Below are 21,416 nucleotides of genomic sequence, written 5' to 3'. Positions count from 1 at the left end.
GGTTCGTGGTGCTGTCCCTGCGGGACACCGGTGTTCGGCATCGTTCTCCTCCTCGGTTTCGGTGCCGTGTACCGAGTAGACGATCGACGTCGCCAGAATGAAAACGCCAAGGTCAACAAAGCTGTGGTAGGCGAGCGATGGCTACCGCAGGCGCAGCTCGACTAGGCCGTGTTTAAGAAGTGGGTTGGGCGAGTGCGCGGAGCCAGATGTTGATCGTGGCGATGTGGAGGGTGGCTTCGTAGCGCAGGGCGAGTTTGTCGTAGCGGGTGGCGACTGCTCGTTGTTGTTTGAGCAGGTTGATGCCGCATTCGACGGCGTGACGCAGCTTGTAGGCCTCTGGGTCGAACGCGGGAGCCCGGCCGCCGTGTGAACCTTTCGCGCGGCGGTGAGCTACTTGGTCGCGGGGCTGGGCGATAGTCGCTTTGATCCTTCTGCGACGCAGATGGGCGCGGTTGGCGCGGGAGCTGTAGGCCTTGTCCGCCAGTACCCGGTCTGGTGTGGTGCGAGGTCGTCCCGGCCCGAGCCGGTCGACCCGGATGCTCTCCAGGACCGGGATGAACTGCGGGCTGTCTCCACGCTGGCCCGCGGTGACCAGGACCGACAGCGGCTTGCGGCCTTGTTCACATGCCAGGTGGATCTTGGTGGTCCAGCCGCCGCGGGACCGGCCCAAGGCGTGATCCGCCGGTTCCGGACCAGGCGGCTCGACCTGGCCTTCCGGGGCACGCCGGGCGCCCGCCGCGTGCTGATGGGCCCGGTTGATGGTCGAGTCCACCGACACCGTCCACACGATCAACCCCGCGACGCTGGCGAACGCCAGCAGCTTCGACCAGATCAACGGCCACACCCGAGCACGTTGCCACCGCCGGAACAACCCATAGACCGACTGCCAATGCCCGTACTGCTCCGGCACGTCCCGCCACGGACAACCAACCCGCACCCGCCACCGAATCCCGTCCATCAACTGCCGACGAGACCACTTCGGCGGCCGCCCCACCCGCTTGGCCCGCGGCAGCAACGGCTCCAGAACCCGCCACTGCGCATCGGTCAGATCATGTCGTGCACAACTCGATAAGCTCGCCACCGAGGTCTCCGGTACTGATGATCTTCTTGGTCGACGACCATCTACCGGAGACCTCACCCATCACACCAGTACCGACACACCCCACCCAGCCACCAAGCCTTCTTAAACACGGCCTAGCTTGAGTTTTAACGTGCTGGGCCTGATGACTGACCCCTGTTGATCATGAACGAAGCCCTTGGTTGATCATTCCTCTTGCGACAGAAGGACGACTACAACCAAGGGCTTCAGTTGATCAGTGTGCACGATACCGGCTCTGCCGGTGTGTCCGGGGACCTCACCCGCTTCCGCCAAGAGCTCTACCAGTCCCTGTCGAAGCGGCCAGACGCGTTGTTCGAGCTGGTCGAAGCGGTGTTATGCGCGGATGGGCCGGTGCGGTCGCTGCCAGAGTTATCCCTGGTGGGTGAGCACCGCCGTGGCCATGGCGGGCTGTATGCCGGTCTGGCGCATGGTCGGCTGGATACTGACCGACTGCGACGCGCTCTGGTCACGGGACCGTTGCCGCGGGCAGCTGATGGCCGTCTGGTGTTGGCGGTGGACATCACCTGCTGGCTGCGTCCGGAAGCGCATACCTCGCCGCAGCGGATCCTGTGTCACACCTACGGACGCGGCAAGGACACCCACGTCATGGTGCCCGGCTGGCCCTACTCGGTGATCGTCGCACTGGAGACCGGCCGCAGTTCGTGGACCGCACCCCTGGACGCGGTGCGGCTGGCACCAGGCGACGATGCCGCGACCGTGACCGCGCAGCAAGTGCGCCAGGTCGTGACTCTTCTGCTTGAGGCCGGACACTGGCAGCCCGGCGATCCAGAGATCCTGCTCGTGGCCGACGCCGGCTACGACGGCCCTCGACTCGCGTTCTTGCTGGCGGATATGCCGGTGGTCGTGCTGGTTCGGATGCGCTCGGACCGAGTGCTCCGTCGCCCGGCTCCAGTGCACCTGCCAGGCACCATGGGGCGGCCTCGCCGCCACGGCGACGAGTTCGTCTTCGGTGACCCCGCCACCTGGGGCGAACCTGACATCACCACCCGCACCGATACCCGTCTCTACGGCCCAGCCCTGGCTCGCGCCTGGAACCGGCTGCATCCACGCCTGACCCGCCGCACAGCCTGGGCAACCCACATCGAGAAACTGCCGATCATCGAAGGAACCGTGATCCGGCTGGAAGTCACACGCCTTCCGTCTGGAGCGATCCCGAAACCAGTCTGGCTCTGGCACTCCGACATCGATCTCGACCCAGCCATGATCGACCTGCTCTGGCAAGCGTTCCTACGTCGGTTCGACATCGAGCACACCTTCCGCATGCTCAAACAAACCCTGGGCTGGACATGCCCAAAACTACGCACCCCCGAGCAGGGCGACCGCTGGACCTGGCTTGTCCTCGCCGCCTACACCCAACTCCGCCTCACCCGCAGTCTCGCCGCTGATCTGCGTCGTCCGTGGGAGAAGCCCACCCGCCCCGACCGGCTGACCCCCGCTCGGGTCCGTCGCGGGTTTCGGCACATCCGCACCACAATCGGCTCACCAGCCAGCGCACCGAAACCCAACCGGCCAGGCCCAGGACGCCCTACCGGTCACCCCAACCAACGACCAGCACCACGCCACGACGTCCACATCGTCACCAGCACAGACCAACGAAAACCACGCAATGGCAACGCTGCCAAGACCAGCACCCCACGACCCCGCCGAACAGGTTAAAACTCAAGCTAGTCCCGGCAGCGGACTGAGCCAGCACAGCTGCTGGCCTCACGCACGAGCCGGTGGGTAGTCGCGTGTGGTTGTCCCCAGTCCTAGGGGGTTGGCTCAGAGCCTCAGTTCCGAAGCGTGCATCTGGGCAAGCAGGTTGGGGTTGGCATCGTCGCGGTTGTTGATCTTGATCTCCGCCCAGTCCCCGCCGCCGAGCACCCATGGAGCACCCATCAGGCGACGGTGGACGGTCGGAGCCAGCGAGGAAGCGACCCATAAACGACAAAACCGCAGGTCAGCGGTGATGCTGACCTGCGGTCCCGTGGTACGCCGCCAGGGACTCGAACCCCGAACCCGCTGGTTAAGAGCCAGCGAGACATCCGAGCATCATGACCTGCGTCGCGACGGCTGGTGAGTGATTAACGGTGGGCGATATCCGGCGCCTCGCCAACCGAACGGGGGCGTTCAGGGCATCTGGTCTGGGAAATCTCGGCTGGTTGTGTCCCCGGAGGACCCGTTTTTCGGAGTTAAGGGGTGTCCGGTTGGAGGGCGTTGGGAGGAGTTGTGGTGGGTGAGGTGTTGTTGTTGACGCCGGCGCAGGCGGCTGAGGTGTTGCAGGTGCGGGAGTCGTGGTTGCGGCGTCGGGCTGCGGAGCGTCGGGTGCCGTGTTGTTTTGTGGGTAAGCATTTGCGGTTTTCGCGGGCGGATCTTGAGGCGATCGTGGCTGACGGCGCTCGCCCGGCCGGGGAAGCGGTGACGCGGCGTGGCCGCGGATCTTGGGATGGCGGCTGATCGGGTGGTTCACCCGATGGGCGGGTGACTACATACGGGCTTGCTCTCTGGGGTGTACGGAGCGTCCATGGTGCCGTGCCCCGTGATTGGTCCGGGGCAGTCATTGTCGAAGGGAAGAGTGGTGCTGGATGGCGTGGGTGGAGAAGCACGGGTCGGGGTTTCGGGTTCGGTATCGGTTGCCTGATGGGAGTGTGCCGTCTGAGACCGGGTTTACCTCGTATCGTGCGGCGTCGGATCGGGCGGCTGATGTGGAGTCTGAGCAGCGGACCGGGGTGTTTGTGGATCCGCGGTTGGCGCAGACGTGTGTGGGGGAGTGGGTTCGGCGGTGGTCGGACGCGCACGATGTCGGTATGGGGACGTGGGCGAAGTACGACTCGCATCTGCGGAACCACATCCTGCCCCGCTTCGGCGAGACCGAGCTGGGCGAGATCGGGCGGATGACGGTGAAGGCGTGGGTCAAGTCGCTGCGCCGGTCGCTGGCGGAACCGACCGTGCAGGACGTGGTGTCGCTGTTCTCGACGATCATGAACGAAGCCGTCGACGAGGGGCTGATCGCGGCGAATCCGTGCCGTCGGTTGCGGATCAACACCGGCGCAGGGGATGAGCGACCTGTCGCGACACCTGCCCAGGTGGCATTGATCGCGGGGCGGGCGCGGTTGATGGATCGTGTGATGATGATCATGGCCGCGTACGGTGGGATGCGGTGGGGCGAACTCGCTGGCTTGCAGTGGCGTCGGGTTGACCTGGACCGCGGGCAGCTGAGCATCGACGCGAAGGATGGGGCTCTGCACGAGGTCGGCGCGACGTTGGCGTTGGGGCCGCCGAAGACCAAGGCCAGCGTCCGCACCGTGCACCTGCCACCGTTCCTGGTCGACCTGCTCGCTGAACTGCGAGCGATACATCCCGGGGCGCGGTATGTGTTCACGGCTGTGGAGGGTGGGTGGCATCGGCGGGCGAACTTCCGGAGGCGGGTCTGGCTGCCCGCTGTCGCCGGAGACACCCAGCGCGGCTGGGACCCGATCGCCTCCGACGTGCACTTTCATGACCTGCGTCACACGCATAACACGTGGTTGATCGAGGACCACGTGCCGGACGTGCTGCGCCATCGCCGGATGGGGCACCGGCAGAAGGGTGTGTCCGGGATCTACTCCCACGTCACCCCGCCCATGATCGCCGCGATGCTCGACGGGCTGCAGCGGCGGTGGGAGCAATATGGGAGCACGGATGTGGGTGACCACTACCTGGGCGCAAGTGTGGTCAAGATCAGTTGCTCCCAATCTGCTCCCACAACGCAGAAACGGCCTGTCGGTGATGATCACCAACAGGCCGTCTGACCAGCGTGTATAACTGGTGGGCGATACTGGGATTGAACCAGTGACCCCTACCGTGTCAAGGTAGTGCTCTCCCACTGAGCTAATCGCCCGAGGCGGCGGCGGGAATCGAACCCGCGTACAGGGCTTTGCAGGCCCTTGCCTAAGCCACTCGGCCACGCCGCCGTGGCTACCGCGTGGAGTTGGGGTAATGGGATGCCCCTTCTCGAGCGGACGACGGGATTCGAACCCGCGACCCTCACCTTGGCAAGGTGATGCGCTACCAGCTGCGCTACGTCCGCGAAACCTGGGGCTGTGGAACGGATTCCGTGTTCCCCGTGGTGTGAGCGGAACTCTATCCGATGCCCAAATCGACGATCACAGGGGGGTCCCTGTCACGTCAGATCTGTGGAAATGAGGTGCGTGAGGGCCTCGTCGACGTCCACCCAGAGGTGCTCGTTGCCGGGTACGACGACGTCGTACGTGCGGTCCAGGAAGTCCGCCAGCTCCTGCGCGGACGCCTCGAACACGGCGTGGCCGGACGGCGAGCTGAGCTCGATGACGACGACCTCGGGATCGTCGACCGCGGGGCGGATCCGGACGTCGCCGTTGCCGGCCTCTGCGATGAGCCCGTCGGCGAGCAGGTCGCGGGCGAACACCCACTCGACCCACCCGGCCCGGCCGGTACGGAAGGCCGCGACAACGGCATAGGGATCACGCGTGTCGTAGCGCAGCTCGACCTTCACGGGGACCGCCGGGGTCCTCGGTGCCAGTAGGTCGAACACCGCTGTTGAGCGGAGCGTCACGTGGTCGTTGCGCATCGTCGCTACCCCTTCTCTCCCTTCCCAGCCTGCAAACGACTGAGTCCCTTCCCCTGTGACGGCTGGGGGAGCCCTTTCGATCGCACATCCCCTGCAGTTCACTCGTCCGGGCCAAGCAGTTTGGCGGAGCGCACTCGGTTCGCGACGCTCCGTGACGTGGTCCGTTCCGTCATTCGCCGTGGTGGCGAGGAACGGCCGTGATCCGGTCGCGCCGTGGCCCGAATGTCGCTCGTGCCATCCGGCAACTTACCTCAGGGTAGGGCCATACAACCCGCAGCGAAGCAGAATTTCCCCTAACAGGACACCAACTTGAGTCGGGAAAGAACCTGCCCCGTCACCAGGGTGAACAACCGGGTGAGGGCGGCTGATCCATCCGGGTGATCGATAGTCCAAGAAGGACGATATGCGTCCAGTTGATGATCAACCTCGACCTGGCGTGACGGGTCTGGAAGTTGGCTGTGACCACTCAATTAGGGACTAAAGCCGCGCCGAATGGGTGAATTTCGGCCTGGGTTGGCAACGGTAAGTGTCGCTCTGACTACTCGCTTCAGGCGCTGTGCTCGCCTGATGTGCCGCTGACCAGGCAAGAAACGCTCGTTCTGTGCTAGGTCGCTGCCGGTCAAGCGGCGGCCATTGCCGCTCGAACCGCTGGACACGGCACATGAGTGACGTGTGTCACATCAAGCCCTGGGCAAATGTCGAGCCGGCCGGACGCTGTCATGACCTGGAGCAGGACCTTGTATACGGAGCGTGTCCAAGATGTGGGCCCGGTCTCTGCTGGAAACGTACGCGAGACCTTCGTCACTGCGAGCCCGCAACCAGGCGCCGAGCTGACCCGGGAAACAGAACGGCCGACCCAAGCGCGCGGAACACGCGATCATGGGTCGGCCGTCTGGTGTGGGCGATACTGGGATCGAACCAGTGACCTTTCCGGTGTGAGCGGAACGCTCTCCCGCTGAGCTAATCGCCCTCGGTGATGTCGGAAGACTACCCGATGCCTCCCAGCGGGGTTCGCGGAGGGTCGCCATATGATCAGCTTGTGCGTCTACCTGCGGTTCTTGCCGCTGTCTTCGGGGCTGTCGTCGGGGTTGCCGTTGCCGGGTGCGGCGCGGAGGAGCCGTCGTCTCCAACGCCTGTGAACGGGTTGATGGGGGCGTTGGGACAGGTCCGGGCGACCGCCGACACCCGGATCGCCGTCGAGTACGGGGCGCCGGCCACCGTCCGGGGGCTTGGCGAGCGGTTCCGGACCGTCGAGGGGTACGGGTTCGGCATGATCGCGAACACCGCGAAGCTCGTCGACGAGGCGATCGGGGTGGATCCCCGTGCCTTCGACGACGCGATCGTGGCTGGGCAGTCGCCTCGGTGGGGAGGTGTGCTCCTGGGGGACTACGACGTGGACACCGCGAACGACCGCCTTGCCGACAGGGGGATCGAGCGGGCCGAGGCGGAGGACGGGAGCACCCGCTGGACGAGCGGGGCGGACTTCGAGGTCGACCTCGAGGGCCCGTTCGTCGGGGTGGTGCAGATCAACCAGTTCAACTCCATCCGGACGGCTGACGGGTCCTTCGCCTACGCGCCGTCGGCCGCGGGGGTGGACTGGGTCACCGACCCCGGCGCGGAGACGCTTGCCGGCGACGACCGCATCGGTGGGCTCGCCCGGTGCCTCGGGGACGTCGTGGCCGCCCGGATCGAGAAGGTGGCGGCCGGGGTGCTCGAGGACGGGACCGAGGTCGTCTGCCTGGACGGGGAGAAGGCCGCGGTCGAGGAGGCGCTCGGCGGGGACGTGACCTCCGCGCGGCGCCCGTGGGACGAAATCCTTCCGGGGTGGCGGGTCGAGCAGGCCGGGGACCTCGTGCGGGTGACCGCGCCGGCCGACCAGGACCTGCCCGTCGGGCGGGGGCTGCAGGCCATGGCGGCAGGGGACCTGCGGGAACTGACATGAGAAAGGCCCCGCCGGTGCGCGACCGGCGGGGCCCCTCCTGTGTGTCACACCGCTCAGCGGCCGTAGCTGCTCTGGGTCTGCACGTTCAGCTCGTGCATCCGCACGTACTTCGCCGGGTCCGTGCGCGGGTCGCTGATGCTGATCACATCAAAGCCCTTGCCCAGGTCCGACGAGAAGATGTAGCCGTTGTAGTAGTACGCCGACCAGCTGCCGCCGCCGGTGTCCGGGTCCGCCGCCGGGCCGCGCTCGATGAAGCCGATCTTCTTCGGCTTCGACGAGTCGGTGAAGTCCCACACCTGGATGCCGCCCATGTACCAGGCCTGGACCATGATGTCCTTGCCCTTGATCGGAAGCAGCGAACCGTTGTGCGCGACGCAGTTCTCGTCGTCGGTCTGGTGGCGATCGATCTTGAAGTAGCTTTTGAACACCAACCTGCGGTCGTCACCACGGCCGACGATGTCGTAGATGCCGTCCGCGCCGCGCTCCGGGCCGATCTCGGCGTTGCACGTCGCCGCGCCGCCGCCACCCAGCTCGTCGGTGAAGACGACCTTGGTGCCCGCGTTGTTGAACGTGGCCGAGTGCCAGAACGCGAAGTGCTCGTCGTCCTGGACGCGGTGGATCTCGCGCGGGTTGAGGCGGTCGGAGATGTCGAACAGGACGCCGTCACCCATGCAGGCGCCCGCCGCGAGGTCCTTCTCCGGGTACGCGGTGATGTCGTGGCAGCCCGTGGTGGCCGACACGTAACCGTCCTCGACGTTGCCGGGGATGCCGGGGTTGCCGCCGTCCGGGAACAGCACCGGGGTGGCCGCGACGTGCGCCGCGGTCGGCCGGCGCATCGGCACCTCGACGATCGAGATCAGGTCGTGCGGCGGCTGGCACTTCGACAGCGACGCCGACGGGCTGTACGACGAGACGTACAGGTACGCCGTCCTCCGGTCCTTCGACGGCACCAGCGTGTGCGTGTGCGAGCCACACGCGGTCTCCACGGACTTGATGTACCGCGGCGCCCGCTTGTCGCTCACGTCGAAGATCTTGATGCCCTCCCAGTACGCCTTCGTCCCGTCGTTCTGGCTCGTGGAGGCGCACGAGTCGTCGCTGCGGCGGGAGTCGGTGGACAGGAACACCAGGTTGCCGTAGATCGAGATGTCGTTCTGCGAGCCTGGGCAGAGCACCTGGCTCACGATCCTGGTCTTCTTCGGGTTCTTGATGTCGTAGATGGTGAAGCCCAGGTAGTTGCCGACGAACGCGTAACGCCCCTGGAACGCGATGTCGGTACCTGTCGAGCCTTGGCCGGCGAGCGGCGCTGTCTGCGGGATGTTCAGCTCGTGCTTCATGTTCGGACTGCTGACGATCTCGTCCGGTGCCGGGAAGTCCTGTGCGGACGCCCCGGGAGCGGAGAGCACGCTGATCGCCAGGGTTGCCGCGCCGATCGCGGCGACTGACACTCTTCGATGCCAGCCGCGCAGGGTGGAGCTCACGACGGTCCCCTCTCGTGCCGTTGGGATGACACATTATGAACAGTTGGGTCGGTAATAAACTAGATCCAATCTTCGGTGTTCGGCAGATGGGAAACCGTTTTCCTGTGAACGCGACTAACTGGACGAACCGCCTGGTCAAGATCGGTGTCGGCGGGCTGGTCGCTCTCGGCGCGCTGGCCGGCTGCACCAGTGAGCCACCGCCGCCGCCGACCAATTCGGCGCCCGTGATCGTGCCCGGCAAGCCGGGGGAGGAGGCCAGCACGATCGCGCCAGGAGAGGCCAGCGTCGCCGAGCAACCCGGCCCCAACGACGCGGACAAGCAGTTCGTGCGGGACATGATCGTGCACCACCAGCAGGCGGTCCACATGTCTGGACTGGCCCCCCAGCGGGCCGCATCGTCCGACGTCAAGGGCCTGGCGGACCGCATCCACGACGTCCAGGGGCCCGAGATCGACATGATGAACCGCTGGCTGTCGCAGCACGCGGTGCCGACGGTGAGCCCGAACGCGCCGCACGGTCACGGCGGCGGCGCGATGCCGGGGATGGCCACGGCCGAGCAGTTGGACGCGCTGAAGAACGCGAAGGGGGAGAGCTTCGACCGGCTCTTCCTGCAACTGATGATCACCCACCACGAGGGCGCGCTCGCGATGGCCGACGAGGTGCGGAAGAACGGCGTCGACGTCCGGGTCCAGGAGATCGCCGACGACGTCACCGCGGAGCAGGCCGACGAGATCCGGCGCATGCGGAAGTGGCTGAACGGCTGAGGTGGAAACCCGCAGGCCAACACGCGGGGCGGCTCGATAGCATCGTCAGGGTATGTAGAGGCGCCTCTCGATGCGCCCATTCAAGTCGAGCTACCAGGAGTAACCGTGTCCGAACCGCGTCCGCCAGCCGCTGAACCCACCCCGCACGTGGTGGTGCCGGCGGGTACTACGGCGGGCGCAGCGGTCCGCGAGGCAGGTCTGCCCGGCAAGGGCCCCGACGCGATCGTCGTGGTCCGCGACGTCGACGGCCGCCTGCGTGACCTGTCCTGGACCCCGGAGGCCGACGCCCAGGTCGAGCCGGTCGCCGCGAACACCGACGACGGCCGCTCGGTCATCCGGCACTCGGCCGCGCACGTGCTCGCGCAGGCCGTGCAGCAGCAGTTCCCCGAGGCCAAGCTCGGCATCGGCCCGCCGGTCCGCGACGGCTTCTACTACGACTTCGCGGTCGACAGGCCGTTCACCCCGGAGGACCTGCAGGCGCTCGAGAAGCGCATGAAGCAGATCGTCAAGGGTTCCCAGCGCTTCTCCCGCCGCAAGCTGGACTCGGTCGAGGCGGCCAGGGAGGAGCTGGCGAACGAGCCGTTCAAGCTGGAGCTGGTCGACCTCAAGAGCGACGTCGACACCGACGAGGTCATGGAGGTCGGCGGCGGCGAGCTGACCATCTACGACAACCTCGACCCGCGGTCGGGCGAGCAGGTGTGGGGTGACCTGTGCCGCGGCCCGCACGTGCCGACCACCAAGCACATCCCGGCGTTCAAGCTGACCCGCGTCGCCGCCGCGTACTGGCGGGGCGACGAGAAGAACCCGCAGCTCCAGCGCATCTACGGCACCGCGTGGGAGTCGCAGGAGGCGCAGGACACCTACCTGGAGCGGCTCGCCGAGGCCGAGCGGCGCGACCACCGCAAGCTGGGTGCCGAGCTGGACCTGTTCTCCTTCCCGGAGGAGATCGGGTCTGGCCTGCCGGTGTTCCACCCCAAGGGCGGCATCATCCGCCGCGAGCTGGAGAACTACTCGCGCCGGCGCCACGAGGAGTCGGGGTACGAGTTCGTCAACACCCCGCACATCACCAAGGAACAGCTGTTCCTGACCTCGGGCCACCTGCCCTACTACGCGGACACCATGTTCCCCCCGTTGAAGTTCGACGAGGAGAACTACTACCTCAAGGCCATGAACTGCCCGATGCACCACCTGATCTTCCGGTCGCGCGGGCGGTCGTACCGGGAGCTGCCGCTGCGGCTGTTCGAGTTCGGCACGGTCTACCGGTACGAGAAGTCCGGCGTGGTCCACGGCCTGACCCGCGTCCGCGGCCTGACCATGGACGACTCGCACATCTACTGCACCAAGGAGCAGATGCCGGGCGAGCTGCGGTCACTGCTGCGGTTCGTGCTGGACCTGCTGGCCGACTACGGGCTGTCGGACTTCTACCTGGAGCTGTCCACCAAGGGTGACACCGGCAAGTTCATCGGCTCGGACGAGGAGTGGGCGGAGGCCACCGAGACGCTGCGGCAGGCCGCCGTCGACTCCGGTCTCGAGCTGGTGCCGGACCCGGGCGGCGCCGCCTACTACGGGCCGAAGATCTCCGTGCAGGCGAAGGACGCGATCGGCCGCTCGTGGCAGATGTCCACCATCCAGGTCGACTTCAACCACCCGAAGCGGTTCGAGCTGGCCTACACCGCGCCGGACGGGTCCCGCCAGATGCCGGTGGTGCTGCACCGCGCCCTGTTCGGGTCGATCGAGCGGTTCTTCGGCGTGCTGACCGAGCACTACGCGGGCGCGTTCCCCGCCTGGCTCGCGCCGGTGCAGGTGGTGGGCATCCCGATCGCGGACGAGCACGCGCCGCACCTGGCGACGGTGGCGGAGAAGCTGCGGGCCGCGGGCATCCGCGTGGACGTGGACACCTCCGACGACCGCATGCAGAAGAAGATCCGCAACCACACCACTCAGAAGGTGCCGTTCATGCTGCTCGCCGGCGGCAAGGACGTGGAGGCGGGCGCGGTGTCGTTCCGGTTCCGCGACGGCAGCCAGATCAACGGCGTGCCCGTCGACGAGGCCGTCCGGACCGTGGTCGAGTGGGTCGAGCGCCGCGAGAACGCGTCGCCGTCCGCCGAGACGGTGAAGGTCGAACACTAGGATCACTGCATGAACGGTGCGGAGTTCGTCGAGCAGGAGGGCGTCGGGATTCCCGACGCGTTGCAGCGCCTCTGGACTCCGCACCGCATGGCCTACATCAAGGGCGAGGGCAAGCCCGTCGGTGCGGAGGCCGACGGGTGCCCGTTCTGCCGCCTGCCCGCGCTCGAGGACGCCGACGCGCTGATCATCGCGCGCGGCGAGCTGGTGTACGGGGTGCTGAACCTGTACCCGTACAACCCCGGGCACCTGATGGTGGTGCCGTACCGGCACGTCGCCGACTACACGGACCTGACGCCGGAGGAGACCACCGAGCTGGCGCGGTTCACGCAGAAGGCGATGACCGTCACCCGTGCGGTGTCGGCGCCGCACGGGTTCAACGTGGGGATGAACCAGGGCGTGATCGCGGGCGCCGGGATCGCCGCGCACCTGCACCAGCACGTGGTGCCCAGGTGGGGCGGGGACGCGAACTTCATGCCGGTGATCGGGCACACGAAGGTGCTGCCGCAGCTGCTCGGCGAGACCCGCTCGATGCTGGCGAAGGCCTGGGCCGAGATGCGGTGAAGGCCCCGTCGCGCACGCGCGAGGGGGCCTTCACGGGACACCGGGTGGGGCTCAGGCCTCCGGCTGGCGGAGGTTGGCCTCGGCCTCGATGTGGATCTCGATCTTGTCGCTGACGATGGCGATGCCGTTCTGCACGCCCTCGAAGTTGACGTTGAAGTCCTTGCGGTTGATCGTCGCGGTGGCCGAGAACCCGGCGACGGTGCCGCCCGCGAGGGGGTTCTCGCCGATGCCGTTCAGCTCGAAGGTCAGCGGCACGACCTTGGTCACGCCCTTGAGGGTCAGTTCGCCGTCGAGGACGAACTTGTCGCCGTCCTGACGGGCGCCGGACGCCTTGTAGGTCATCGTCGGGTAGGTCTCGACCTCGAAGAAGTCGGCCGAGCGCAGGTGACCGTCGCGCTGCTCCTGGTTCGTGGTGATCGAGTTCAGGTCGATCTCGACGTCGACGCTCGACTCGAGCGGGTTCTCGGCGGTCACGATCGTGCCACTGAAGTTGGCGAAGCGGCCGCGGACCTTCGTGACCACCAGGTGGCGGACGACGAAGCCCACTTCGGAGTGCGCCTGGTCGATGTCCCAGGTACCGGCAACGTAGCCCGGGATGTCGATGCTGGTGGCACTGCTCATCGGGAAGGTCCTCCTGTGAAAAATGGTTGAGCGATCAATCGGAACTGTACACCTACATGATTGAGAGTTCAACAAGTACACTGGTGTCATGTCCGAGATCCGATGGTTGTCCGAACGCGAGCAGGACATCTGGCGTTCGTTTCTGTCGGCGACCCTTGGGCTGACCGACGCTCTCGCCCGGCAGCTCCAGCGGGACGCCGGGATGCCGCACGCGTACTACGAGATCCTCGTCGCGCTGTCCGAAGCCCCCGACCGCACGATGCGCATGAGCGAGCTGGCGGGTGTCCGCAACTCCTCCCGTAGCCGGCTGTCGCACGCCGTCGCCCGCCTCGAGGAGGCAGGCTGGGTACGCCGTCGCGACTGCCCGACCGACAAGCGCGGCTCGTTCGCGATGTTGACGGACCGGGGCTACGCGGCACTGGAGGCCGCGGCGCCCGGGCACGTGACCGAGGTCCGGGCGCGGTTGTTCGACCAGCTCACGCCGGAGCAGGTGGAGCAGCTCGGGGAGATCAGCAGGGCCATTCAGCGAGGCCTCGGCACGCCGCCCGAGGTGACGTGCCCGAGCCTGACGGCGGAGGGCCGCGCGTCCTGACGACCTGATTCAACCCAGTAGGCTGCCAGGGCCACCCGTTACCGCCATCCGTGAGGCCAGCCGCGCCCATGCTGAACATCTTCGCCAGAGCCTCGGTCTCGCGCGTCACCGATCCGATCGGTGCGGCCCTCGTGCGGGTGGGGCTCACGCCGAACGGGATGACGCTCATCGGCACCGCGGGCGCGGTCGGGTTCGCGCTGTGGCTCTTCCCGACGGGACAGCTGCTGGCGGGCACGTTCGTCGTGTGGGGCTTCGTCATGCTCGACCTGCTCGACGGCGCGATGGCACGCGCACAGGGTGGCGGCACGAAGTTCGGCGGCGTGCTCGACTCGGTGTGCGACCGGATCGCGGACGGTGCGTTGATGGCGGGCATCGCGTGGTACTCCTTCGAGGTGGCGGACAGCAGGCCGCTCGGTGCGGCCGCGTTGACCTGCCTGGTGCTCGGTCAGGTCATCTCCTACGTCAAGGCGCGGGCCGAGGCCGCCGGGCTGTCGGCGAACGTCGGCTTGGTCGAGCGGGCCGAGCGGCTCATCATCGCGCTGGTCGGCACCGGCCTGACGGGGCTCGGGGTGCCCTACGCGGTCGACGTGGCACTGTGGCTGCTCGTCGTCGGCTCGGTGATCACGGTGGGACAGCGGCTGGTCGCGGTGCGGCAGTCGGCGGCGGCAGCGGAGGCTACATGAGTGTCACGCAACGGTTGTCCGATCTCGCCTACGCCACCGGCTGGGCCGTGGTGCGCGGCATGCCGGAGCCGATGGCGAACGGGGTGTTCCGGGCGGCTGCCGACCTCGGCGCGCGCCGCAACGGGCCGGGCACCCGGCAGATGCGCCGCAACTACGCGCGCGTGGTGCCCCAGGCCGGGCCCGCCGAGCTGGACGAACTGGTCCGCGCGGGTCTGCGGTCGTACGCCAGGTACTGGAAGGAGACCTTCCGCCTGCCCGGCATGGACCACAAGGCGATTTACCGCCAGGTCGACGACCTCGTGGTCGGCAAGCCGCTGGTCGACGCGGCCCTGGAACGCGGCAAGGGCGTGATCCTCGCGCTGCCGCACACCGGCAACTTCGACGTGTCCGGCATCTGGCTGGTCGGCCACTGCGGCCCCTTCACCACGGTCAACGAACGGCTCAAGCCCGAGTCGCTCTACCAGCGGTTCGTGTCCTACCGCGAGTCGCTCGGGTTCGAGATCCTGCCCAGCGAGGGCGGCGCGTACCGGGTGCTGATGGAACGCCTGCGCGCCAACAAGGTCGTGTGCCTGGTCGCCGACCGGGACCTGTCGAAGCGCGGCGTCCCGGTCACCTTCTTCGGCGAGGAGACCAGGATGCCCGTCGGTCCCGCGCGGCTCGCCGCGTCCACCGGTGCGGAGCTGCTGATCGTGGACAACACGTTCACCGAGGACGGCTGGAGCCTGCGGATCCACACACCGGTCCACGTGCACGGCCGCGAGGACGTGGCCCCGGCGACACAGCGGATGGCCGACGCGTTCGCCGCCGACATCGCCACCAGCCCGGCCGACTGGCACATGATGCAGAAGCTCTGGCTCGCCGACCTCGACGACGACCGACGGAAGGCACTGCAGGGATCGCGATGAAGATCGGCATCGTGTGCCCGTACTCCTTCGAGGTACCCGGAGGGGTGCAGTCCCACGTGCTCGACCTCGCGAAGGCGCTGCGCAAGCGGGGCCACGAGGTCGACGTGCTCGCCCCGGCCGACGAGGACACGCCGCTGCCCGACTTCGTGCGTCCCGCCGGCCGCTCCGTCGGCATCCCCTACAACGGTTCGGTGGCGCGGCTGTCGTTCGGGCCGGTGTCCTACCGGCGGGTGCGCCGCTGGATCCGTGAACACGACTTCGACGTGCTGCACCTGCACGAGCCGACGACGCCGAGCCTGTCGCTGCTGGCGTTGATGATCGCCGACGGCCCGATCGTCGCCACCTTCCACACGTCCACCTCGCGGTCGCGCACGCTGGCGGCGTTCCAGCCGGTGCTGCGGCCGTTCCTGGAGAAGATCACCGCGCGGATCGCCGTGTCCGCGCTCGCCCGCCGCGTGCAGGTCGAACACCTCGGCGGCGACGCGGTGGAGATCCCCAACGGGGTGGACGTCTCGTTCTTCTCCGCCGCCGAACCGCTGCCCGGCTACCCGCGCGAGGGCGGCACGATCGGCTTCGTCGGCCGGTTCACCGAGCCGCGCAAGGGCATGCCGGTCCTGTTGGCCGCCATGAGGATCCTGGCCCCGGAGCTCCCCGGGCTGCGGTTGCTGGTCGTGGGCGGTGGCGACCAGGACGAACTGCGCCGCCAGGCCGGGCCGGAGCTGGCGGACCGGCTCGTGCTGCTCGGGCAGGCCGACGACGTGGTGAAGGCGCGGGCGCTGCGCAGTGTCGACGTCTACTGCGCGCCCAACACCGGCGGCGAGAGCTTCGGCATGATCCTCACCGAGGCCATGTCGGCCGGTGCGGCGGTGGTCGGCAGCGACCTCGACGCGTTCCGGCGCGTCCTCGGCGCCAATGACGCGGCCGGGTCCGCGGGCGTCCTCTTCCCGGTCGGCGACCCGGTCGGGCTCGCCGACGCGCTGCGCGGGATGCTTGTCTCCCCGCAGCGGCGTGCGTCGCTCGTGGCGACCGCACGCAGGCGCGTGACGGCGTTCGACTGGACGGTGCTGTCCGGCCAGGTGCTGCGGGTCTACGAGCAGGCGATCGCCGCCGACCCACGGCGGATCGTCGAGTCAGGTGCCGGTCTCGAGTCTGGTGAGGTGTCGTGACAGCGTTGGTCGTCACGCTTGTCGTCGTTGTTCTCGTCGTCGCTCTGCTCCTGGGGTTGTGGCTCGCCGCGACCGCGAACCGGCTCGACCGGTTGCACGTGCGCACCGACGCGGCATGGGCGGCGCTCGACGCGGCGCTGGCACGGCGAGCGGTCGTGGCGCGTGCGGTGGCGGCGGCGATCCGGCTCGACGACGTGGGCGCGGACCGGCTGCGTGCCGAGGCCGAACGCGCCGAGGGCACCCCGCGCGACGAGCGCGAGGAGGCCGAGAACCGGCTGTCGCTCCAGCTCGCGGCCGTGGACCGGGCGAAGCTGCCGCTCGCGCTGGCCGCCGAGCTGCTGGACGCGGAACACCGTGTGGTGATCGCGCGGCGGGTGCACAACGACGCCGTCCGCGACACGCTCACGCAACGGCGCCGCAGGCCGGTGCGGTGGCTGAAGCTCGCGGGCACGGCGCCGCGGCCCGAGTACTTCGAGATCGTCGAGCCGACCCTGTCCGGAGAGTCGGACGCCGGGCCGCTGCCGCGCCCGTCCGCGCGCGTGCTGCTGATCGACGCCGAGCGCAGGGTGCTGCTGTTCAACGGCCACGACCCGATCCGCCCGGACACGCGGTTCTGGTTCACCGTCGGCGGTGGCGTCGAGCCGGGGGAGGACCTGCGCACGGCCGCGTTGCGTGAGCTGGCCGAGGAGACCGGCGTGAAGCTCTCCGACGACGCGCTCGTCGGCCCGGTGTGGCGGCGGCGCGTCGCGTTCAGCTTCGACGGCCGCACCTACGACGGCGAGGAGTGGTTCTTCGTCGCCGACCTCGCGCAGGAGGTGCACGTCGACACGTCCGGGTTCACCGAGCTGGAGAACGACACGGTCGACGGACACAAGTGGTGGACGGCCGAGGAACTGCGCGCCACCGAGGCGACCGTGTACCCGGTGCAGCTGTCGACCCTGCTGCCCGAGGTCCTGTCGAACCCGTGGAACGGCACGGTCCGCACGGTCCGCTGACTGCCCTGAAAAACGCTTCCGGGACGTTGAGTGTCCCGAAGCGTCTGTCAGGGCAGTCTTTCAGAGCAGTGGCCTTACGTGATCTGGGCGGCCAGTGACTCCGGTAGCGGGTCGTACCGCGCGAACGTGCGGGTGAACGTCGCAGAGCCGGACGTCATGGCACGCAGGTCGATCGCGTACCGCAGCAGCGCCGTCGCCGGGACCTCGGCGCGGACCACGCTGTAGCCCGGTGACGCGTCGGCCTCCGTGCCGAGCACGCGGCCGCGCCGGGACGACAGGTCGCCCAGCACCGTGCCGAGGTGGTCGTCCGGCAGCCGCACGGCCACCTCGTCGACCGGTTCCAACAGCGAGATCCGGCCGTTCGCGGCGGCGTCCTTCAACGCGAGCGAACCCGCCATCTGGAACGCCGCGTCGGAGGAGTCGACGCTGTGGGCCTTGCCGTCGAACAGGGTCACGCGCAGGTCGACCACCGGGTGGCCCGCATGCAGTCCCTTCTCCAGCTGCGCGCGGACGCCCTTCTCGACCGAGCCGATGAACTGTGACGGCACGGCCCCGCCGACGACCTTGTCCGCGAACTCGAACCCGGAACCCACCGGCAGCGGCTCCACCTCGATGTCGCACACGGCGTACTGGCCGTGCCCGCCGGACTGCTTGACGTGCCTGCCGTGCCCGCGTGCCTTGCCCGCGAACGTCTCCCGCAGCGCGACCTTCACCGGTTCGGTGTCGACGTCCGCGCCACCGGCACGCAGCCGCGCCAGCACGACGTCGGCGTGCGCCTCACCCATGCACCACAGCACGAGCTGGTGGGTCTCGGCGTTGCGTTCCAGTCGCAGCGTCGGGTCGCCCGCGACGAGCCGGGACAGGTTGCGGGACAGGCTGTCCTCGTCGCTGCGGGTCTTCGCGACGATCGCCACCGGCAGCAGCGGTTCCGGCATCGTCCACGGCCGCATCAACAGCGGCTTGTCCGGGCTGGACACGGTGTCGCCGGTCTCCGCGGAACCGAGCTTGGTCAGCGCGCAGATGTCGCCGGCGACGCAGTGGGAGACCTCGCGCAGGTTCGACCCGAGCGGCGAGTAGATGTGCGCCACGCGTTCGTCGACGTCGTGGTCCTCGTGGCCGCGGTCGGCCATGCCGTGCCCGGAGATGTGCACCGGCCGCTCCGGCCGCAACGTCCCGGAGAACACCCGGACGAGTGACACGCGGCCGACGTAGGAGTCGATGGCCGTGCGCACGACCTCGGCCACGAGCGGGCCGTTCGGGTCCGCGGAGATCCGGTTGCCGTTCCTGCCGTGGACGTCGGTCACGTCCGGCACGGTGTGTTCGAGGGGTGACGGGAACGCGCCGGTCAACGCTTCGAGCAGCTCGGCGAGACCGACACCGCTGGTCGCGCACACCGGGATGACGGGGTGGAAGGAACCGCGCGCGACGGCGGTCTCGAGGTCCGAGATCAGGGTCTCGGTCTCGATGTCCTCGCCCTCGAGGTAGCGGTCCATGAGGGTCTCGTCCTCGCTCTCGGCGATGATCCCCTCGATCAGCTCGTTGCGTGCCTCGTCGATCCGCGCGAGGTCGGCCTCGTCCGGTTCGCTCACCGTGGGCGGGTAGCCGTTCGAGTAGTCGAAGAACCGGCGCGTGATCAGCCCCAGCAGGCCCGGCTTGCCCGTCGACGGGAGGTAGAGCGGCAGCACGCCCGCGCCGAAGGCCTCCTGACAGGCCCGGATCTCGGCGTCGGCGTCCGCGCGCTGGTGGTCCAGCCGCGCGACCACCACGGCGCGCGGCATGTGCACCGCGGCGCACTCCTCCCAGAGCGCGATGGTCGCCGGGTCGACGCCCTCGGCCGCGCACACGACGAACAGCGCGGCGTCCGCGGCGCGCAGGCCGGCGCGCACCTCGCCGACGAAGTCGGCGTAGCCCGGGGTGTCGATCAGGTTGATCTTGACGTCGTTGTGCACCAGCGGCGCGACGGACAACCCGACCGACCGCTGCTGCCGCTGCGCCGCCGGGTCGTGGTCGCAGACCGTGGTGCCGTCGGTGACCGTGCCCGCCCTGCTGATCACGCCTGCGGCGGTGAGCAGGGCTTCCGTGAGGGTGGTCTTCCCGGAACCGGAAGGCCCGACGAGAACGATGTTCCGCACTTTGGCCGGGTCGTCTACAGCGACCGCGGCTCCGCCACCACCGCCGTTGTCGGAATTCTTGGCCATGCATCTCACCCTTTCCAACTGACTGCGTTGTCAGCCCGGATGCTTGGTGTCCGCTATGTGCTCGATCTCACACCTGTTTACCAGGTAGGACAACCCCAAGCAGAAAAGTGGCCTGGCGAGATACCTCGGAATTGGCACGCTGGCGGGGGCCACATCACACCTACACTGGCCAGGGAATCCATATAGGAAGGACAGTCAGGTGACCGAGGTTTCGACCACTCCGGAGACGGGCACGGCGCGTGTCAAGCGGGGCATGGCGGAGATGCTCAAGGGCGGCGTGATCATGGACGTGGTCACCGCCGAGCAGGCGAAGATCGCCGAGGACGCCGGCGCGGTCGCCGTGATGGCGCTCGAGCGGGTGCCCGCGGACATCCGCGCGCAGGGCGGTGTGGCCCGCATGAGCGACCCGGACCTGATCGACGGGATCATCAACGCGGTCTCCATCCCGGTGATGGCCAAGGCCCGCATCGGCCACTTCGTCGAGGCGCGGGTCCTGCAGGCGCTGGGCGTGGACTACGTCGACGAGTCCGAGGTGCTGACCCCGGCCGACTACGCCAACCACATCGACAAGTGGCAGTTCACCGTGCCGTTCGTGTGCGGTGCGACGAACCTGGGCGAGGCGCTGCGCCGGATCACCGAGGGCGCGGCCATGATCCGCTCGAAGGGCGAGGCGGGCACGGGTGACGTGTCCAACGCGACCACGCACATGCGGAAGATCCGTGCCGAGATCAAGCGGCTGACCTCGCTGCCCGAGGACGAGCTGTTCGTCGCCGCCAAGGAGCTGCAGGCGCCGTACGAGCTGGTCAAGGAGGTGGCGCAGCTCGGCAAGCTGCCGGTGGTGCTGTTCACCGCGGGCGGCATCGCGACCCCGGCCGACGCGGCGATGATGATGCAGCTCGGCGCCGAGGGCGTGTTCGTCGGCTCCGGCATCTTCAAGTCGGGTGACCCGGCCAAGCGCGCCGACGCGATCGTGAAGGCGACCGCGTTCCACGACGACCCCGACGTGCTCGCGAAGGTATCGCGCGGCCTCGGCGAGGCCATGGTCGGCATCAACGTCGCGGACGTGCCCGAGCCGCACCGGCTCGCCGAGCGCGGCTGGTAGTCACACGTGCTCGGACACCATCACCGAGAAGGTGCCGGGTTCGAGCGCTTCGAAGACGTGGGGGAGGTCGCCCGGGTAGGCCACGTAGTCGCCCGGGCCGACCTCCACCGGTTCGTCGGTGAGACCGAGCCGTGCCCGGCCGGCGCACAGCACGACGTGTTCGACCACGCCGGGCATGTGCGGTTCGGACTCGCGGGCGGAACCCGGCTCGGCGGTGATCAGGTAGATGTCGCGGCGGGCGTTGGGCGGACAGGACGCCAGCAGCGTGGCCACGTAGTCGGCGCGCTCGGAGTAGACCGCGGGGCCCTCGCCGGCGCGGATGATCTGCACCTTCGGGCGCGCGGGTTCGACGAGCCTGCTGAACGGCACGTCCAGCGCGACGCCGAGTGCCCACAGCGTCTCGACGCTCGGGTTGCCCGCGGCGGACTCCAGCTGTGACAGCGTCGACTTGGCGATGCCCGCCTTCTTGGCCAGTTCGGACAGCGACAGGCCGGCGCGTTCCCGCTCGCGGCGCAGCGAGAAGGCGATGACGTCGAGCGGCGCCTGCGCCATGCGCGACCTCCCATGTTCGGTGTGTGAGACCGATCGTTCG

19 protein-coding genes and 5 tRNA genes are annotated in these 21,416 nt (G+C 68.3%); 13 read left to right on the top strand and 11 right to left on the bottom strand.

Annotated elements, in window-relative coordinates:
* Nucleotides 1-172: 172 nt before the first annotated feature.
* Nucleotides 173-1,081: an IS5 family transposase gene (locus ACIBVP_RS10550; protein WP_396105776.1), complete on the bottom strand. Its 909-nt coding sequence runs from the start codon at nt 1,079-1,081 to the stop codon at nt 173-175.
* A gap of 192 nt (nt 1,082-1,273) precedes the next feature.
* Between ACIBVP_RS10550 and ACIBVP_RS10545 the strand changes: the two genes are divergently transcribed.
* A complete protein-coding gene (locus tag ACIBVP_RS10545) occupies nt 1,274-2,776 on the top strand; it encodes an NF041680 family putative transposase (protein WP_396105775.1) in 1,503 nt (500 codons plus the stop codon).
* A gap of 311 nt (nt 2,777-3,087) precedes the next feature.
* Here the strand turns inward: ACIBVP_RS10545 and ACIBVP_RS10540 are convergent.
* Nucleotides 3,088-3,172 (bottom strand) — tRNA-OTHER (locus tag ACIBVP_RS10540).
* 126 nt (nt 3,173-3,298) lie between these two features.
* Here ACIBVP_RS10540 and ACIBVP_RS10535 point away from each other — a divergent pair.
* Nucleotides 3,299-3,556, top strand: a complete 258-nt coding sequence (locus ACIBVP_RS10535) for a helix-turn-helix domain-containing protein (RefSeq protein WP_396105774.1) — start codon at nt 3,299-3,301, stop codon at nt 3,554-3,556.
* Between the two features lie 191 nt (nt 3,557-3,747).
* Nucleotides 3,748-4,890: a tyrosine-type recombinase/integrase gene (locus tag ACIBVP_RS10530; protein WP_396105773.1), complete on the top strand. Its 1,143-nt coding sequence runs from the start codon at nt 3,748-3,750 to the stop codon at nt 4,888-4,890.
* A gap of 14 nt (nt 4,891-4,904) precedes the next feature.
* Here the strand turns inward: ACIBVP_RS10530 and ACIBVP_RS10525 are convergent.
* The 5 genes from ACIBVP_RS10525 to ACIBVP_RS10505 all read right to left on the bottom strand — a co-directional run bounded on the left by ACIBVP_RS10525 (nt 4,905) and on the right by ACIBVP_RS10505 (nt 6,657).
* Nucleotides 4,905-4,979 (bottom strand) — tRNA-Val (locus ACIBVP_RS10525).
* A 1-nt stretch (nt 4,980) separates the two neighbouring features.
* Nucleotides 4,981-5,052 (bottom strand) — tRNA-Cys (locus tag ACIBVP_RS10520).
* Between the two features lie 43 nt (nt 5,053-5,095).
* A tRNA-Gly gene (locus tag ACIBVP_RS10515) sits at nt 5,096-5,168 on the bottom strand.
* Between the two features lie 93 nt (nt 5,169-5,261).
* Entirely contained in the window at nt 5,262-5,687 is a 426-nt protein-coding gene (locus ACIBVP_RS10510) for an SsgA family sporulation/cell division regulator (protein ID WP_075123646.1), read from the bottom strand.
* 898 nt (nt 5,688-6,585) lie between these two features.
* Nucleotides 6,586-6,657 (bottom strand) — tRNA-Val (locus tag ACIBVP_RS10505).
* A 177-nt stretch (nt 6,658-6,834) separates the two neighbouring features.
* Here ACIBVP_RS10505 and ACIBVP_RS10500 point away from each other — a divergent pair.
* The gene (locus tag ACIBVP_RS10500; RefSeq protein WP_396105772.1) at nt 6,835-7,629 is read left to right on the top strand and encodes a hypothetical protein; all 795 of its coding nucleotides are present in this window, start codon (nt 6,835-6,837) and stop codon (nt 7,627-7,629) included.
* Nucleotides 7,630-7,682: 53 nt separating this feature from the next.
* On the opposite strand, the gene ACIBVP_RS10495 is transcribed toward ACIBVP_RS10500, so the two are convergent.
* On the bottom strand, nt 7,683-9,107 hold the full coding sequence (locus ACIBVP_RS10495; RefSeq protein ID WP_396105771.1) for an LVIVD repeat-containing protein: 1,425 nt from the start codon (nt 9,105-9,107) through the stop codon (nt 7,683-7,685).
* Between the two features lie 104 nt (nt 9,108-9,211).
* Here ACIBVP_RS10495 and ACIBVP_RS10490 point away from each other — a divergent pair, with 104 nt between their 5' ends.
* From ACIBVP_RS10490 to ACIBVP_RS10480, 3 genes are all read left to right on the top strand, one after another.
* On the top strand, nt 9,212-9,871 hold the full coding sequence (locus ACIBVP_RS10490; protein ID WP_396105770.1) for a DUF305 domain-containing protein: 660 nt from the start codon (nt 9,212-9,214) through the stop codon (nt 9,869-9,871).
* A gap of 105 nt (nt 9,872-9,976) precedes the next feature.
* A complete protein-coding gene (gene thrS, locus ACIBVP_RS10485; protein WP_396105769.1) occupies nt 9,977-12,001 on the top strand; it encodes a threonine--tRNA ligase in 2,025 nt (674 codons plus the stop codon).
* Nucleotides 12,002-12,010: 9 nt separating this feature from the next.
* Nucleotides 12,011-12,562 (top strand): HIT family protein, encoded by a 552-nt coding sequence (locus tag ACIBVP_RS10480; RefSeq protein WP_396105768.1) that lies wholly within the window; start codon nt 12,011-12,013, stop codon nt 12,560-12,562.
* Nucleotides 12,563-12,613: 51 nt separating this feature from the next.
* Here ACIBVP_RS10480 and ACIBVP_RS10475 read toward each other — a convergent pair whose 3' ends face one another.
* Nucleotides 12,614-13,183 (bottom strand): YceI family protein, encoded by a 570-nt coding sequence (locus ACIBVP_RS10475; protein ID WP_396105767.1) that lies wholly within the window; start codon nt 13,181-13,183, stop codon nt 12,614-12,616.
* Between the two features lie 88 nt (nt 13,184-13,271).
* Here ACIBVP_RS10475 and ACIBVP_RS10470 point away from each other — a divergent pair, with 88 nt between their 5' ends.
* From ACIBVP_RS10470 to ACIBVP_RS10450, 5 genes are all read left to right on the top strand, one after another.
* On the top strand, nt 13,272-13,775 hold the full coding sequence (locus ACIBVP_RS10470; RefSeq protein WP_396105766.1) for a MarR family winged helix-turn-helix transcriptional regulator: 504 nt from the start codon (nt 13,272-13,274) through the stop codon (nt 13,773-13,775).
* Nucleotides 13,776-13,843: 68 nt separating this feature from the next.
* Entirely contained in the window at nt 13,844-14,458 is a 615-nt protein-coding gene (pgsA, locus tag ACIBVP_RS10465; protein WP_396105765.1) for a phosphatidylinositol phosphate synthase, read from the top strand.
* Nucleotides 14,455-15,363: a phosphatidylinositol mannoside acyltransferase gene (locus ACIBVP_RS10460; RefSeq protein ID WP_396105764.1), complete on the top strand. Its 909-nt coding sequence runs from the start codon at nt 14,455-14,457 to the stop codon at nt 15,361-15,363. Before pgsA ends, ACIBVP_RS10460 begins: the two co-directional genes overlap by 4 nt.
* Nucleotides 15,360-16,529, top strand: a complete 1,170-nt coding sequence (locus ACIBVP_RS10455; RefSeq protein ID WP_396105763.1) for a glycosyltransferase family 4 protein — start codon at nt 15,360-15,362, stop codon at nt 16,527-16,529. The genes ACIBVP_RS10460 and ACIBVP_RS10455 overlap by 4 nt, the downstream gene beginning before the upstream one ends.
* Nucleotides 16,526-17,524, top strand: coding sequence for an NUDIX hydrolase (locus ACIBVP_RS10450; protein ID WP_396105762.1), 999 nt, complete (start codon nt 16,526-16,528; stop codon nt 17,522-17,524). Before ACIBVP_RS10455 ends, ACIBVP_RS10450 begins: the two co-directional genes overlap by 4 nt.
* A 74-nt stretch (nt 17,525-17,598) precedes the next feature.
* Here the strand turns inward: ACIBVP_RS10450 and ACIBVP_RS10445 are convergent, their stop codons facing one another.
* Nucleotides 17,599-19,722 (bottom strand): elongation factor G-like protein EF-G2, encoded by a 2,124-nt coding sequence (locus ACIBVP_RS10445; RefSeq protein ID WP_396105761.1) that lies wholly within the window; start codon nt 19,720-19,722, stop codon nt 17,599-17,601.
* Between the two features lie 199 nt (nt 19,723-19,921).
* Here ACIBVP_RS10445 and pdxS point away from each other — a divergent pair, with 199 nt between their 5' ends.
* A complete protein-coding gene (pdxS, locus tag ACIBVP_RS10440; RefSeq protein WP_396105760.1) occupies nt 19,922-20,824 on the top strand; it encodes a pyridoxal 5'-phosphate synthase lyase subunit PdxS in 903 nt (300 codons plus the stop codon).
* Here the strand turns inward: pdxS and ACIBVP_RS10435 are convergent, their stop codons facing one another.
* Entirely contained in the window at nt 20,825-21,376 is a 552-nt protein-coding gene (locus ACIBVP_RS10435; protein WP_396105759.1) for a helix-turn-helix domain-containing protein, read from the bottom strand.
* Between the last annotated feature and the right edge of the window lie 40 nt (nt 21,377-21,416).

This window comes from Actinophytocola sp. NPDC049390, assembly GCF_044466355.1.
Lineage (GTDB): Bacteria > Actinomycetota > Actinomycetes > Mycobacteriales > Pseudonocardiaceae > Actinophytocola.
This window is presented reverse-complemented; position numbering and strand designations above follow the sequence as displayed.

Coding starts and splice junctions, on each gene's coding strand:
- ACIBVP_RS10510 (WP_075123646.1), bottom strand. CDS start 5,687: ATGCGCAACGACCACGTGACGCTCCGCTCAACAGCGGTGTTCGACCTA.
- ACIBVP_RS10500 (WP_396105772.1), top strand. CDS start 6,835: ATGGGGGCGTTGGGACAGGTCCGGGCGACCGCCGACACCCGGATCGCC.
- ACIBVP_RS10480 (WP_396105768.1), top strand. CDS start 12,011: ATGAACGGTGCGGAGTTCGTCGAGCAGGAGGGCGTCGGGATTCCCGAC.
- ACIBVP_RS10475 (WP_396105767.1), bottom strand. CDS start 13,183: ATGAGCAGTGCCACCAGCATCGACATCCCGGGCTACGTTGCCGGTACC.
- ACIBVP_RS10470 (WP_396105766.1), top strand. CDS start 13,272: ATGTCCGAGATCCGATGGTTGTCCGAACGCGAGCAGGACATCTGGCGT.
- pgsA (WP_396105765.1), top strand. CDS start 13,844: ATGCTGAACATCTTCGCCAGAGCCTCGGTCTCGCGCGTCACCGATCCG.
- ACIBVP_RS10460 (WP_396105764.1), top strand. CDS start 14,455: ATGAGTGTCACGCAACGGTTGTCCGATCTCGCCTACGCCACCGGCTGG.
- ACIBVP_RS10455 (WP_396105763.1), top strand. CDS start 15,360: ATGAAGATCGGCATCGTGTGCCCGTACTCCTTCGAGGTACCCGGAGGG.
- ACIBVP_RS10445 (WP_396105761.1), bottom strand. CDS start 19,722: ATGGCCAAGAATTCCGACAACGGCGGTGGTGGCGGAGCCGCGGTCGCT.
- ACIBVP_RS10435 (WP_396105759.1), bottom strand. CDS start 21,376: ATGGCGCAGGCGCCGCTCGACGTCATCGCCTTCTCGCTGCGCCGCGAG.